Consider the following 14,440-nt stretch of genomic DNA (forward strand, 5'->3'; position numbering starts at 1 on the left):
CGAAGGGCCTTCGGTGGCCGGTGGACAGGATTGGGGAGTGCTCATGGCGTGGAGTTGGCGGTACGAGACGGCCGACGGAACGGTGCTGGACGGCTCGGCCCTGCCGGACGAGCTGTTCGCCTCGCGCGGCGACGCCGAGAGTTGGCTCGGCGAGACCTGGCGGGAACTGCGCGACGCCGGGGCCGAGCGCGTGACCCTGCTGGACGAGGGCTCCCCCGCCTACACGATGAGTCTCAGCGAGGAGATCTGAGCGGACGCGGCGGCCCGCCGCCGCGTCCGCTCACCGGCACTCCGGGCACCTGGCGGGCGGGCGGCCCCGGCCCCGGTGGACGAAGGAGGAGCCGCACTCCCGGCAGCGCCGCTCCGGCGGATCCGCGGACCGGGCGGAGACGGCGGCCGGTGACGGGCCGTCCGCGGCGGTGCGCGCCCCGGGGGTGAAGCGCCGCAGCCGGTGCACGTGCACCCGGTCTTCGGGAAGAACGTCGCGGGCCAGGTCGGCCAGGTGCGCGTGGTGGGTGAACACCACCGGCTGGAAGCGGTCGGCCAGGTCGTCGAGAACCCGCAGTCCGGCCGCGGTGCGCTCCTCGTCGAAGGTCATGAAGACGTCGTCGAGCACGAACGGCATCGAGCGGCCCTCGGCCGCGTAGCGCTCCAGCGAGGCCAGGCGCAACGCCAGGTAGAGCTGGTCCCGAGTGCCCTCGCTCAGCAGGTCCATGCCCAGCAGCTCCCCGCTGTCGCGGCGGGCCAGCAGCACGGTCGCCCCGTCCTCGGACGTCTCCGCCCGCAGCTCCCGGAACCGGCCCCCGGTGAGCGTCCCGAACAGGTTCTGGGCGCGACCCAGAATCGGGTCCTGGTTGGCCTGGCGGTGCTCCTCCATGCACCGGACGAGGATCGCGTGGGCCAGAACCAGGCGGGTGTGCTCCTCGGCGGCCTCCGAGAGCTGGGCGAGAACCTCCTCACGCTCCTGGGCGGCCAGTGCCGCCTGGGAGGAGCCGTCGATCCGCTCCAGCGCCGCCCTGGCCTCCTGCAGTTCGCGCAGCGCACGGGTGCGCTCGTCCTCAAGCGCGGCGATCTCCTCCTCCAGCCGCTGCAACCGGGAGGGGAGCGCGTCCTGGTCGACTTCCGCGGCCTCGTCCTCGGCCGCGGCGACACCGCCGTCCCACGCCTTCGCGATCGTGGTGGACAGCAGCTCCACGTCCTCGCGGAGCTTGGCCGCGGCGGTGGAGCGCGCGATGGCCGCACGCAGTTCGGCGACGGAGGCCACCCCCGTCTCCTCGCACATGCGGGCGAGCTCGGTCTCGGCGCTGTCCCGTTGGGCGTGCCTCTCCCGCCGCTGCCCCTGAAGTCTGTCCAGGTCGCCGGTGAGCGTCCTGCGCCGCCGTTCCCGCTCGTCGGTCTCCTCGGCCCGTTTGCGCAGGGCCTCCAGCTCCCGATGGCGTTCCCCGGCGGTGTCCGGCACCGCCACGCCGCAGGCGTCGAGCACTGCGCGCACCGCGTCGTGGAAGACGGTGATCCCGCAACGCAGTTCCTCGGCCTCGGCGGTGCGCAGCTCGGCCTCGGCGGCGAGCGAGGCGACACGGGAGAGCTGGTCGAGGTCGCCCAGCACCTCCCTGGGAAGGCGGTCGTCGGACAGGTCCAGGGAGGCCGCGACCGGACGCCACCTCTCCTTCCAGGCGAGCATCGCCTCGTTCACGGAGTCGAACTTCGCCCGGGCGGCGGTGAGCGACCGCTCCGCCTCCGCGACACTCCTGCGCTGACTCTCCCGGTCCCGGGCGGCCCGGTCGCGGCGGGCGAGTTCGGCGGCGGCGATCTCCCGGAGCTCCCGCAGCAGCGGCCCGATCCGCCCCTCCCCGCTGTCCGCGGGGGAGACGGTCGGCACCTCCAGCCCCGCCTCCCGCAGCACCCGGCCGAGCCGTTCGGCGTGTGCTGCGGCCCGGTCCCGGCGGTCGGACAGCCTGCGGGCGGCGGCCGTGTGCTCCTGGTGGTGGTGCCGCAGGTCGGCGAGCCGGTCGAGCACGGTTTCGGCCGCGTCCAGGTCCGGGGCGGGCAGCACCGGGTCGGGCCACAGCTCCCGCCATCGGGCGGCGAGGTCGTCGGCGACCTCCCGGAGCGCGGCGGCCCCGGCTTCGGCGTGCTCCAGGAGATTCTCCAGCTCGGCGATCCGCTGCCGGGTCCGCTGGCGCTCGACGATCCGCTGGGCGCCCGCCAGCGCGCGGTCGGCGAGCCCGTCGGCCCGGTCGACCGCGCGCTCGTAGGCGGCGAGGGTCTCGCCGTCGGTCCCGCCGTCGCGGACGCGCCGCCACAGCGCGTCGCGGCTCCGGCGGGCCTGCTCCAGGGCGTCCTCGGTGGGTACGGTCTCGTCCCGGGTCAGCTCCTCCATCCGGAGGCGCTCCTCGGCCAGTTCGGCACGGAGCCTCGCGCACTCCCGGGCGGCCCGCTCCTGCTCCCGGGCGTTGTCGCGCTGCCGGTCGCGGTGCGCGGTGACCTGCTCCCGCGAGGGGGCGTGTGCGGCGGCGAGCGCGGCGACGTCGGCGGAGTCCCACCCGGCCTCGGCCACGACACGCTCCCGTGCCGCGGCTGCCTCGTGCACGGCGTCGGCCGCCGAGTCCAGTTCGTCGAGCAGCGCGGCGGGCACCGCGTCGAGGGCGGCGGCGACCGCCGCGCCGTCCTCGGGATCGGGGAGTTCCTCCAGTCTGCGCTGCTCGGCCTCGTGGTGGTGGCGTCTGCGCGCGACCTCGTCGCGGGCGTCGTCCAGGCGGGTGCGGAGGTCGGCGTAGTCCTCGGCGAGTGTGCTGACGCGGTCCCGTGCGGCGCGGTCGACGGTGAACGCCGCGGGCTCGTCCAGGGACGCCTCGGGACGCACCTCACGCAGGGCGTCGCGGGCCTGCCTCCTGAGCTGTGCCGCTTCACGGTCGAGCGTGGCGAGCCGCCGCTCGTCGGCCTCGATCCGCTCGCGCGACTGGCTCAGGCGCTCGGTCTCGGCCGCGGCGTCCAGCAGACGCTCGTCCACGGTCAGGCCGTCCAGTTCCTCCTGTTTGGCCGCGATGTCGTCCGCGACCGTCCGCAGCGCCTCCCCGGCGGCGCGAAGCCGCCGCTCGACGTCGGGCAGCCGCTCCGCGAACCCGGCGGGGGCCAGCGGCCCCTCGGCCTCCAGTTCGCGCAGGCGCTCCAGTTTGCGCGCCCGCTCCGCCAGGGAGGGCAGGACCTGCCGCAGCCGCTGCAGCCGGACCAGTTCGGCGCGGCGCCCGTCCAGCCGCTGCCGCAGTTCCTCCTCGCGCTTCTCGGCCGCGGCGGCCGCAGCGCGGGTGCTCTGGTAGTTCGCGGGAAGCACCTGGGCGTCCCGCACCACGCGGGTCAGTTCCGAGTAGCGTTTGATCGCCTGGTTGATCAGCGGTTTCTGACCTTGGCGCAGGAACAGCGCGTCGCGCCGCTCCTCCAGTGCGCGTCGCAGCGCGCCGAGGTCGTGGCTGGACTGGGCGGACAGCAGGGCCTCCCCGAGCTCCCCCCTCCCCTCCAGCAGCTCCTGACCGCCGCGCTGCAGTTCCTCCAGGTCGAGAGCGAACGTGGAGCGGAAGGTGGCGCGGTCCACGCCGTTCAGCAGCCGCAGCAGCGTGGACTCGTCCAGCGGCCTGCCGTCGGCGTCGACCAGCGAATTCCCGCGCCTCTTGAGCCGGACGAACTCCACGACCCCGCCGTCGTCGCCGCGGACCGCCGCGCCCAGCCGCAGGTCGGGCTTGGCGTGGACGAAGTCGTAGGGGCTGCGCCAGTCGATGCCGTAGAACAGTTGGTCCAGGGCGTGCAGGGCGGTGCTCTTTCCCGCCTCGTTGGGGCCGAAGACGATGTGCAGACCGGGCGCCTCCAAGGACAGCGACAGGTCGGTGAACGGACCGAAGGCGAGCAGGTCCAGCCGTTCGATCCTCATCGGCGGCCCTCCAGTTCCGCGGCGAGCAGTTCGACGGCCTCGACCGCCAGGCGGCTCTGCTCGTCGGGCCGCTGCAACCGCGCGCCCACCCCGGAGGGGAGTTTGCCCAGGAGACCGGAGGAGCCGACGAGCTGCTTCAGCCGCTCGGGGTCGGCTGACAGCAGATCACCCACCCGCCGCAGGTCACCGAGCAGGCCCGCCAGTTGTGCGGCGCTGGGGCCCTCCTCGGGAGGGGCGGTCTTCACACGCACCTTCTCGATCCAGACGTCGCCGCGCTGGCTCGCCAGGGAACGCACCTCGTTCAGGAAGCGCTCCTGGTCGCGGTGGAGCGCGTGGTGGGCGTCGGTGGGGCCTTCGGCCACGACCCGCACCGCGTGCACCCGACCGGGCGCGGTGGCGGCGTCGACCTCCTTGGCGAGCTGTTCCGCGACGAGCACGCAGGCGTCGTCGAGGTCGCGGGCGCCCGCCATGTCCACGCGCGCCTCGTGCCAGCGGGCGGTGCTGTCGAGGTCGTGGTGGCGCAGGTCGGCGACCGCGTGGCGGTCGTCGACGGTGACGAGGGTGCAGCCCTTCGGGCCGGTCTCGCGGGCGTGCCGTCCCTGGATGTTGCCGGGGAAGACGACCTTGACATCGGAGTCGTGCTCGACCCTGCGCCGGTGGACGTGGCCCAGCGCCCAGTACTGGTAGCCGCGGTCGACGAGGTCGCCGATGCTGCACGGCGCGTAGTGGTGGTGGCCCTCCCGGCCGTTGAGCGCGGTGTGCAGCAGCCCGACGTTGAACAGGTCGGGCACCGGCGAGGGGTAGTGGACGGCGAGGTTGTCGGTGATGTCGTAGCGGGCGAACCCCTGGCCGTGGACGGCCAGCCCGCGTGCCTCGTCGACGACCGTGTCGGGCCGGTCGGTGCGGAAGGAGTGCACGTTGTCGGGCAGCGACAGCGTCTTCGTCATCGAGTTCTGCGCGTCGTGGTTGCCCGCGATCAGGTACACCGGGATGTCGGCCTCGCGCAGCCGGGCCATCTGCCGGGTGAAGAACAGTCCGGTGTTGTAGTCGGGCCAGTCCCCGTCGTAGACGTCACCGGCGAGCAGCACCGCGGTGACCTCCTCGGCGACCGCGAGGTCCACCAGGTTCTCCAGGGCGCGCCGCGTGGCGTCGCGCAACTGCTCGGCCGGGGCCCCCTCGTATCTGGACAGCCCGCGCAGCGGACTGTCGACGTGCAGGTCGGCGGCGTGGAGCAGCTTCATGGATCTCCTCCGGGGGAAGACGGAAGACAGCCGCCCAGCATGGCACGACAGGACGCCTCTTCGCAGCGGTCTGTGCGAAGATCCGCAGAATCGGGGACGGGGAACCGGTGCCGCAGGGCCGGGGGACGCGCCCGGTGTCCCCTGCCCCCCGGGGAGGCGGGCGACAGCGGCTCCGGGGAGAAAGACGCCGGGCGCCCCGACCCCGGCATCCCGTCCTCACCGCCGGGAGAAGACGGGACACGGGGAAGGAGTGCTCCGCCCCCTCCCCCCGGAGTCGGGACCGGCGGAGACTCCCCGTTGTCCCGACCCTCCGGCAGGAGACGCCGTTTCCGGGAAAACTCCGGCTCTGACAGTTCGGGGTATTTTGGCGGAATCCGGCGGGCGACGGACAGCCGGCCGGAGAAGACCGCGCAGAAGCACAACGGAAAGGGCCGCGCCTTGGCGGGGAGCCTGCTGGATCCAACCGTCCTGTCGACCACCGCCTGGTCGGGCGAGCCGTTGCCGGGAGCGGCCCGCCTCGCGCTCTTCGCGGTCCTGGCGCTCGCCGGGGCCGCCGTCGCCGCCACGGGGGTGATGGGAGCCCGGGAAAGGCTCCGGCCGAACCTGTTCGTCGGCATCCGCACCGCCTACACGCTGCGAAACGAGCGCGCCTGGTACACGGTCCACCGGAAATCGAGCCCCTGGGTGGTCGCCTCCGGAGCCTCGTTCCTGGTCGGCGGGGTGGGACTCCTCCTCGCCGAGAATCCCGCCGTGCAGCTCTCCTCGGTTCTCGCCGCCTGCGCGCTGACCCTGCTCCTGCTGGTGACGGGCACCGTGCTCGCGCACCGTGCGGCGCGGCGCGAGGAGGACGGGCGACCGCCGCGATGACGCGGCTCCGTCACGGGGCGCAGCCCCGGGGCCGATGGCGGGGACCCCGGGGCGGGCGGACCGGGGCGGCGGCACGCGGCCGTCGCCTACGGGCGCTCCTTCGGGCTGGCGGTCAGCGACGGGTCGCGCTGGACGAACTCGCTCAGCAGTTCGTCGATGCGGCTCATCAGACCGGCGTCGAGCCTGACCCCGGCGGCCTTGACGTTGTCACGCACCTGCTCGGGCCGCGACGCGCCGATGATCGCCGAGGACACGTTCGGGTTCTGCAGCACCCACGCCACCGCCAGTTGCGCGGGACTCAGCCCGGCCTCGGCGGCCAGCGGAGCCAGTTCCTGCACGCGCGTCAGCAGGTCCTGGTCGTCCAGGTAGCGCCGGACGAAGTGCGCGCCCGACTTCTCGTCGGTGGCCCGCGAGCCGGCCGGAGGCGGCTGGCCCGGCTTGTACTTGCCGGTCAGCACACCCTGGGCGATCGGCGACCACACGATCTGCCCCACGCCCTCGCGCTCGCACAGGGGAACGACCTCGGACTCGATCACCCGCCACAGCATGTTGTACTGCGGCTGGTTGGAGACGATCCGGTCCAGCCCCATCTCGTCGGCGATCTTCAGCGCCCGCTCGATCTCGTCGGCACGCCACTCCGACACGCCGACGTAGAGGACCTTGCCCTGGCGGACCAGGTCGTCGAAGGCCCGCAGCGTCTCCTCCAGCGGGGTGGCGTGGTCGAACCGGTGCGCCTGGTACAGGTCCAGGTAGTCGGTGCCCAGGCGGCGCAGCGACTCCTCCACGGCGCGGATGACGTGCTTGCGCGACAGGCCGCGGTCGTTCCTGCCCGGACCCACCGGCCAGTACAGCTTGGAGAAGATCTCCAGGCCGTCGCGGCGCTGGCCCCTGAGCGCGCGGCCCAGCACCTCCTCGGCGCGGCCCTGGGCGTAGACGTCGGCGGTGTCGAACGTGGTGATGCCCTCGTCCAGCGCGGCGTGCACGCACGCCACGGCCGCGTCCTCCTCGACCTGGGAGCCGTGGGTGATCCAGTTGCCGTAGGAGATCTCGCTGACGACGAGTCCGCTTCTGCCAAGATGACGGAATTCCATGATCATCACCTTAGTCGCCGGACCCCGAAGCCCTCTCCGGTCCCCGCGCGGTCCGCGGTGGCGGCTCAGCGCCGGTGCTTGGCCAGGAAGTCGTCGCCCACGCCCACCCGCGGCTTGGGCAGCCGCAGTCTGCGGATCTGCATCTGGCGCATCACGGCGTACATGCCCGCGCCGCGCACGTTCTCGGTCTCCTTGGGGTAGTGCTCCGCGATCAGCTTCTTGACCCGGCGCGCGGTGAAGAATCCCTCGACGACCATGGTGATGATCATCATGGGCCACACCGCGTAGGTGACGAACAGCTGGACATCCTGGAAGGGCAGGAACAGCAGCGCGATGATGACCAGCGAGAAGTACAGGAAGAACTCGCTGACCGTGCGGCGGGAGTCCACGTAGTCGCGGGCCAGGGCCCGCGCGGGGCCGAGGTCCTGGGGGCGGATGTAGCGGTCCTCGGGGTTCTTGACCAGCCCCGCCCGCTCCCGCTGCCGCCTGCGCCGCTCCCGCTCCCGAAGCTGCTTGTAGGCCTCCTTGCGCGTCTGGGGCGCCGACAGCGGCCTGCGCAGCTGCTGCGACGCCTCCTTGCGCTTGGGCGTGGGGACCTGCTTTTTGGGGGAGTACCCCTTGCGGGCGGGCGCCTGATCGTCCTTGGACTGGGTGGAGTTGCTCATGACCTGCTCTTGGGGTGCTGAGGCGGAGCGACGACGGAACACATCCACCAGGGTAGCCGCTCGACGCCTCATGGCGACCTGCGGTCGGAGCACATAAGGTTGAGAGAAGCGCCCGCTGGGAACAGCCGATACGGACCGAGAAAGAGGACGGCCACGCCGATGAGCGTGTTTCAGCGACTTTCCATGATCTTCAGGTCCAAGGCGAACAAGGCCTTGGACGCCGCAGAGGACCCGCGAGAGACCCTCGACTACTCGTACCAGAAGCAACTGGAGCTGCTGCAGAAGGTGCGGCGCGGGGTGGCCGACGTCGCCACCTCCCGCAAGCGCGTCGAACTGCAGATCCAGCAGTTGGAGCAGCAGTCCAACAAGCTGACCAACCAGGGCAAGGCCGCGCTCACGCAGGGGCGCGAGGACCTCGCCCGCGAAGCGCTGCAGCGCAAGTCCGGACTGCAGAGCCAGATCGACGGACTGCGCGAGCAGCACGCCCAGTTGCAGGGTGAGGAGCAGAAGCTCACCCTCGCCGCCCAGCGGCTGCAGGCCAAGGTCGACGCCTTCCGCACCCGCAAGGAGACCATCAAGGCCACCTACACCGCGGCCCAGGCGCAGACCCAGATCAGCGAGGCCTTCTCCGGCATCTCCGAGGAGATGGGCGACGTCGGCATGGCGATCCAGCGGGCCGAGGACAAGACCTCCGAGCTGCAGGCGCGCGCCGGCGCCGTCGACGAACTACTCGCCTCGGGCGCGCTCGACGACCTCACCGGCTCCAGCCGCGACGACATCCAGACGGAGCTGGACCGCATGGCCAGCACCGACGGCGTCGAGCGGGAGCTCGAGGCGATGAGGCGTGAACTCGGCAGCGGAGGGGACGGCACCCCCAAGCAGATCGAGGGGGGCGGCGCGTGATCGTCCGCATCATGGGCGAGGGGCAGCTCGACCTGTCCGAGGCCGATCTCGACGTGCTCAACTCCTTCGACCGCAAGCTGGAGGAGGCCATCGAGACGGGCGACGAGGCGGTCTTCCGCGTCGCGCTGCACGACCTGCTGGCCAAGGTCCGCGAGGACGGCAGTCCGCTGCCCGACGACTCCCTCCAGCCGTCGCAGTACATCCTGCCCCCGCCCGACGCGAGCATGGACGAGGTGCGCGCCATGCTGGGCGACGAGGGGCTGATCCCCGAGAGCCTCTAGCCGCTCTCCCCGGTCCGGACGGGGCCGCCGCGACGTCGGCGGCCCCGTGTTTCTTTCCCGCCCCTGCGGTCAGTGTCCGTCCGCGGGGCCTCCGGCCGGGTCGCGCGCCCGGCCCGCCCCGAACAGGCGGAAGGCGGTGTGTCGTGGCACGTGACAGGTTCATACCCGACCGGGGGCTGACCACCCGGATGGCGGTGACGATGACCCTGCTGGGCGTCGTCTACGTGGCCTTCGTCATAGCGCTGGTCTGGGTGGGCATGCCGTGGTGGCTGGTCATCCTCGTCGTGGCGGGCTTCGCGGTCGTCCAGTACTTCGCCTCCGACCGGATCGCCATGGTCGCGATGGGCGCCCACGAGGTCACCCCGCGCCAGGAGCCCGAGCTGCACGCGATCGTGGACCGGCTGTGCGCCATGGCCGACATGCCCAAACCCCGGGTGGCCGTCGCGCGCACCGACGTCCCCAACGCCTTCGCCACCGGACACAGCAGGAAGAGCACGGTGGTGTGCGTCACCACCGGACTGCGCCGCCGGTTGGACAACGTCGAGCTGGAGGCGGTCATCGCGCACGAGCTGTCCCACGTGGCGCACCGCGACGTGACCGTGATGACCATCGCCGGGTTCCTCGGCATCGTCGCGGGCTTCCTCGTCCAGGCGGGAGTGCGCTTCGCCTTCATCGCCGGGGGCGGGCGCGGCCGCGAGGGCGGCCCCGCCCCCGCGGTGGTCGCACTGCTGGTGGTCGCGGTCAGCGCCGTCGTGTGGGTGCTCAGCTTCCTGCTGACCCGCATGCTCTCCCGCTACCGGGAACTGTCCGCCGACCGCGCCGCGGCCCACCTGACGGCCCGGCCCTCGGCGCTGGGCAGCGCGCTGACCAAGATCACCGGGGACATGGCCCGCATCCCCACCCGGGACCTGCGCCAGGTCGAACCGTTCAACGCCTTCTTCTTCACCCCCGCCCTCTCCGGGGAGGGGTTCAGCCTCAGTTCGCTGCTGTCCACCCACCCCCCGGTCGAGCAGCGCCTCTCCCAACTCGCCGAGATCTCCCGCCGCCTCGGCAGGGAGGGCTGACCGCAGTTGCCGTCCCCGAACCGACCGAGGAAGGAGCACACCGTGGGCTTCCTCCGCGCGCTGCTGGGCCGCAGCAGGCCCCGCAGACCCAATCTGGACCAGCTCTTCGCCCTGCCGTCGGCGACCGTGACACTGCGGGCGGTCGCGGGCCTCACCCCCACCGGAGCCGCGTCGGTGGCCTTCCGCGCCGCCGAGGGGCAGGCGTTCGCCGCGCTCCAACAGGAGATCACCGACCTGCTCAACGCCGACGAGGGCCCCGAGGTCGAGGCGGCGCGCGACGAGTACGGCTACACCTGGCTGGTGGTGCGCGCCCATTCCGCCGACGACCTCACCGGACTGGTCACCGACCTGCACGCGGTCAATTCCAGTCTGGAGAGCGCCGGGTTCGGGCCGTCGCTGCTGTGCTCCCTGGTGGTCTTCGCCGACCCCGGCGGACGCCGGGTCGCCCTGGTCTACCTGTACAAGCGAGGCACGTTCTACCCGTTCGCGCCGCAGGGCGCGCACAGCCGGAACAACGCCCTGGAACTCCAGGTCAGCGCCGCGCTCGGTGACGAGCTGGCCATGGAGCCGGACAAGAGCCGCTGGTTTCCCGTCTACGGCGCGCCGGGCCTGTGAGCGCCCCCGGGCCGCCGAAACGGGAGGGGACCGGCGCGTCCGGCGAGGTTCCCCGGCAGACTACAGACGTGCGTATCGTTATCGCTCCCGACAAGTTCGCAGGCACTCTCACCGCGCTGGAGGCGGCCGAGGCCGTCGCCGAAGGCTGGCGCTCCGTCGACCCCGCGGCCGAGTGCACCCTGCTTCCCCTGTCCGACGGCGGTCCCGGGTTCGTGGAGGTGCTCCACACCGCCCTGGGCGGCACCCTCGTGCCCGCCGAGGTGACCGGCCCCCTGGGCGAACCGGTGGCGGCCCGGTTCCTCCTCGTGGACCGCACCGCCTACGTGGAGAGCGCGCAGGCGTGCGGCCTCCACCGGGTCCCCCCGGACCGGCGCGACCCCGGCGCCACCTCCACCCACGGGGTCGGCGAGCTGATCGCCCGGGCCGTCGACCACGGGGCCCGCACCGTGGTGGTCGGCATGGGCGGCAGTTCGACCAACGACGGCGGCGCCGGAATGCTCGCCGCCCTGGGCGCCGCCCCCGCCGGGACGCTGCGCGGCGGAGGAGCGGCGCTGGCCGACCTGGACGCCCCCGTGGACCTGGCCGCCGCCCGCGAACGGGTCCGCGGAGTCCGCCTGGTCGCGGCCACCGACGTGGACAACCCGCTGCTCGGCGAGCACGGAGCCAGCGCCGTCTTCGGCCCGCAGAAGGGCGCCGACGCCGAGCAGGTGCGGTTCCTGGACGCCGCACTCGCCCGCTTCGCCGAGGCCGCCGACCCCGACGGACGGCTGCGCCGGGTCCCCGGATCGGGCGCGGCGGGCGGTCTGGGCTACGGGCTGCTGCTGCTCGGCGGCACGGTCGAGTCGGGCGTCAGTCTGGTGCTCGACGCGGTCGGCCTCGACGAGCTCGCCGCCTCCGCCGACGTCGTCGTCACCGGGGAGGGCTCCTTCGACTCCCAGTCCCTGCGGGGCAAGCTTCCGCACGGAGTGGCCCGCACCGCGGCCCGGCACGGCGTTCCCTGCCTGGTGCTGGCCGGGCGGGTCGCGGTGGACGGGGCCGAGGCCGCGGCGGCGGGCGTCACCGCCGCCCACTCCCTGGTCGAGTCCGCCGGATCGGTCCAGGCCGCGGTGGAGCGCTCCGGTCCGGAGCTGCGGGCGCTCGCCGCCCGGGTGGCGAGCGACTGGAAGCGCTGAGCCGGTGGCCGTCCGGCGCCGCCGAGGCGGACGCGACCGCGCGGCCGGACGCACGTCAGCGGGGCCGGCGGATGGCGACGGCCCGCCCGACGACCTACTCTGAGGATTGAGCACCAGATGGAATGCCGGAACGAACGCTGACGTTGACACGTCAGGAACCGACGGGTCGCCTGTGGCGGCGGCCACCCCGTTTTGGAGGAATTCGCACATGACGGCTCAGACTGACGCCACCACGCAGGGGGTCACCCTGACCGACGCGGCGGTGGAGAAGGTCAAGACGCTGCTGGCCCAGGAGGGCCGCACCGATCTGCGACTGCGCCTGGGTGTGGCGCCCGGCGGCTGCTCGGGACTGCGCTACCAGCTCTACTTCGACGACCGTCAGCTCGACGGAGACATCGTGACCGACCACAACGGGGTCGAACTCGCCGTCGACCGTCAGAGCATTCTCTACCTCATGGGCGCCACCATCGACTTCGTCGACACCATCGAGAAGCAGGGCTTCACGATCGACAACCCCAGCGCGCAGAGCTCCTGCGCCTGCGGCGACTCCTTCCACTGAGTCGACCGAGGCCCGCACCGCGCGCCGCTTCGGGGCCCGTCCGGAACGTCTCCGGACGGGCCCCGCCTTTTCGCCGGCCCGGCCGCGCGGCCGCGGCGTCCCCGCGGCGCTGGATACAGTTGTGCCGTTCCCACCCGTCTTCGACCCCGAGGAGCCCGCCGCCGTGCGCATCGCGGTTACCGGATCAATCGCCACCGACCATCTGATGACCTTCGAGGGCCGGTTCGCCGAACAGCTCATCGCCGACCAGCTGGCGCAGGTCTCCCTGTCCTTCCTCGTCGACGAACTGGAGGTGCGCAGGGGAGGGGTCGCGGCCAACATCAGCTTCGGTCTGGGCTGCCTGGGGCTCAACCCCGTCCTGGTCGGCGCGGTCGGCCCGGACTTCGCCGAGTACTCCGCCTGGCTGGAGCGCCACGGTGTGGACGTCTCGGGCGTGCACGTCTCCGAGATGCGGCACACCGCGCGGTTCGTGTGCACCACCGACCGGGACCACAACCAGATCGCCTCCTTCTACGCCGGGGCGATGACGGAGGCGCGCAACATCGAACTGTGGCCGCTCGTCCAGCGGGTGGGCGGTCTCGACCTGGTCCTGGTCGGCGCCAACGACCCCGAGGCGATGGTCCGGCACAGCGAGGAGTGCCGTGTCCGGGGGGTGAGCTTCGCCGCGGACCCCTCCCAGCAGCTCGCCCGCATGGAGGGACCCCAGGTGCGCTCCCTCATCGAGGGCGCCGAGTACCTGTTCGCCAACGAGTACGAGAAGGCGCTGGCCGAGCAGAAGACCGGCTGGAACGACACCGAGATCCTCTCCCGGGTGAGGACCCGGGTGACCACACTGGGCGCCAAGGGGGTGCGCGTCGACCGCGCCGGGGAACCCACGCTGCACGTGCCCGCCGCCCACGTCGAGAACCCGGCGGACCCCACCGGGGTCGGTGACGCCTTCCGCGCCGGGTTCCTGGCGGCCGTCGCCTGGGGCCTGGAACTGGACCGCTGCGCCCAGGTCGGCAACGCCGCGGCCGTGCACTGCCTGGAGGTGAGCGGTCCGCAGGAGTACCGGCTGACCGCCGCCAGCCTCCTGGACCGGCTGGCCCGCTCCTACGGCGACGACGCGGCGGCCGAGGTCGCCGACCGGATGCCCTGATCCGGGACCGGCCGAGGCCGTGGTCGGGGCACCGCCGAATCCCGCGTAGAGTAGATGTCCGACCCTCGTGTCCGGGCATCTCGGCGCCGACCTCTTCTGGTCCGCGCGCTCGGCATGAAACCGCCCGGGCGCTGAGACGCGTGCCGGGATCACCGCCAACGCCGCCGCGACGGGGTCACCGCGGCGGTGGGGAACGGACCCGTCCGACAGCCCGGACGGGCAGGGCCTCACGTGAGCCTCCCAGATCTAGGCGAGCCTTACCTGGGATTCCCGCTCTGTCTGAGAACCGAAAACGGAGGACTTGAATGCGCTACACCGGACCGAAGGTGCGGTTGTCCCGGCGCGCCGGTACCCCGCTGACCCGTAAGGCGGTCAGCTACTTCGAGAAGCGGCCCTACCCCCCGGGTGAGCACGGCCGCCGCGTGCGCCGCTCCACCAGCGACTACGCCGTCCGCCAGGCCGAGAAGCAGAAGCTGCGCTGGTACTACGACCTGTCGGAGAAGCAGCTCGCCCGCGTCTACGAGAACGCCAAGAAGCGGCCGGGGCGCACCGGTGAGGAGATGATCGCCGAGCTGGAGCTGCGCCTGATGACGGTGCTGATGCGCGCGGGCTTCGCCGCCTCGATCTACGCCGCCCGCCAGTTCATCAACCACGGCCACATCACCGTGGACGGCAAGAAGGTGGACATCCCGTCCTACCAGGTCAAGCCGGGACAGATCATCGGCGTGCGGGAGAAGTCGCGCACCATGGTCCCGTTCGTGGAGGCCGCCGAGGGCGTGCACGCCGACGAGAGGATCGCCGGCTACCTCGCCGTCAGCCACAGGGATCTGCGGATCGCCGTGGTGGACCGGCCCAAGCGCGAGCAGGTGCCGGTGCCCTTCGACGAGAACCTCATCGTCGAGTACTACGCCCGCTGATCCAC

At 72.5% G+C, this 14,440-nt stretch carries 14 protein-coding genes; 10 read left to right on the forward strand and 4 right to left on the reverse strand.

Annotation, left to right across the window (positions count from 1 at the left end):
• The first annotated feature begins 43 nt into the window (after positions 1-43).
• Positions 44-250, forward strand: coding sequence for a hypothetical protein (locus NI17_RS02375; protein ID WP_068692634.1), 207 nt, complete (start codon positions 44-46; stop codon positions 248-250).
• A 30-nt stretch (positions 251-280) separates the two neighbouring features.
• On the opposite strand, the gene NI17_RS02380 is transcribed toward NI17_RS02375, so the two are convergent.
• Together NI17_RS02380 and NI17_RS02385 are read right to left on the reverse strand one after the other, a co-directional pair.
• Positions 281-3,922, reverse strand: a complete 3,642-nt coding sequence (locus NI17_RS02380) for an ATP-binding protein (RefSeq protein WP_243597591.1) — start codon at positions 3,920-3,922, stop codon at positions 281-283.
• The gene (locus NI17_RS02385; RefSeq protein ID WP_068692610.1) at positions 3,919-5,163 is read right to left on the reverse strand and encodes a metallophosphoesterase family protein; all 1,245 of its coding nucleotides are present in this window, start codon (positions 5,161-5,163) and stop codon (positions 3,919-3,921) included. Before NI17_RS02385 ends, NI17_RS02380 begins: the two co-directional genes overlap by 4 nt.
• 438 nt (positions 5,164-5,601) lie before the next feature.
• Between NI17_RS02385 and NI17_RS02390 the strand changes: the two genes are divergently transcribed.
• A complete protein-coding gene (locus NI17_RS02390) occupies positions 5,602-6,030 on the forward strand; it encodes an SdpI family protein (protein ID WP_170163062.1) in 429 nt (142 codons plus the stop codon).
• Between the two features lie 86 nt (positions 6,031-6,116).
• Here NI17_RS02390 and NI17_RS02395 read toward each other — a convergent pair whose 3' ends face one another.
• Positions 6,117-7,121 (reverse strand): aldo/keto reductase family protein, encoded by a 1,005-nt coding sequence (locus NI17_RS02395; protein WP_068692636.1) that lies wholly within the window; start codon positions 7,119-7,121, stop codon positions 6,117-6,119.
• A 65-nt stretch (positions 7,122-7,186) separates the two neighbouring features.
• Positions 7,187-7,786: a DUF3043 domain-containing protein gene (locus NI17_RS02400; protein ID WP_119267950.1), complete on the reverse strand. Its 600-nt coding sequence runs from the start codon at positions 7,784-7,786 to the stop codon at positions 7,187-7,189.
• Between the two features lie 159 nt (positions 7,787-7,945).
• Between NI17_RS02400 and NI17_RS02405 the strand changes: the two genes are divergently transcribed.
• The 8 genes from NI17_RS02405 to rpsD all read left to right on the forward strand — a co-directional run bounded on the left by NI17_RS02405 (position 7,946) and on the right by rpsD (position 14,435).
• Positions 7,946-8,689: a PspA/IM30 family protein gene (locus NI17_RS02405; protein WP_084012708.1), complete on the forward strand. Its 744-nt coding sequence runs from the start codon at positions 7,946-7,948 to the stop codon at positions 8,687-8,689.
• A complete protein-coding gene (gene pspAA, locus NI17_RS02410; RefSeq protein ID WP_068692613.1) occupies positions 8,686-8,970 on the forward strand; it encodes a PspA-associated protein PspAA in 285 nt (94 codons plus the stop codon). Before NI17_RS02405 ends, pspAA begins: the two co-directional genes overlap by 4 nt.
• A gap of 143 nt (positions 8,971-9,113) precedes the next feature.
• Positions 9,114-10,034: a zinc metalloprotease HtpX gene (gene htpX / locus NI17_RS02415; protein WP_068692614.1), complete on the forward strand. Its 921-nt coding sequence runs from the start codon at positions 9,114-9,116 to the stop codon at positions 10,032-10,034.
• 42 nt (positions 10,035-10,076) lie between these two features.
• Positions 10,077-10,649 (forward strand): PspA-associated protein PspAB, encoded by a 573-nt coding sequence (gene pspAB / locus NI17_RS02420; RefSeq protein WP_068692615.1) that lies wholly within the window; start codon positions 10,077-10,079, stop codon positions 10,647-10,649.
• 68 nt (positions 10,650-10,717) lie between these two features.
• The gene (locus NI17_RS02425) at positions 10,718-11,821 is read left to right on the forward strand and encodes a glycerate kinase family protein (protein ID WP_068692616.1); all 1,104 of its coding nucleotides are present in this window, start codon (positions 10,718-10,720) and stop codon (positions 11,819-11,821) included.
• 208 nt (positions 11,822-12,029) lie between these two features.
• Positions 12,030-12,380: a HesB/IscA family protein gene (locus tag NI17_RS02430; RefSeq protein WP_068692617.1), complete on the forward strand. Its 351-nt coding sequence runs from the start codon at positions 12,030-12,032 to the stop codon at positions 12,378-12,380.
• A 163-nt stretch (positions 12,381-12,543) separates the two neighbouring features.
• Positions 12,544-13,518, forward strand: a complete 975-nt coding sequence (locus tag NI17_RS02435) for a carbohydrate kinase family protein (RefSeq protein WP_068692637.1) — start codon at positions 12,544-12,546, stop codon at positions 13,516-13,518.
• 305 nt (positions 13,519-13,823) lie between these two features.
• Positions 13,824-14,435, forward strand: coding sequence for a 30S ribosomal protein S4 (rpsD, locus tag NI17_RS02440; RefSeq protein WP_068692618.1), 612 nt, complete (start codon positions 13,824-13,826; stop codon positions 14,433-14,435).
• The last annotated feature ends 5 nt before the right edge of the window (positions 14,436-14,440 follow it).

The organism is Thermobifida halotolerans, from assembly GCF_003574835.2.
GTDB lineage: Bacteria > Actinomycetota > Actinomycetes > Streptosporangiales > Streptosporangiaceae > Thermobifida > Thermobifida halotolerans.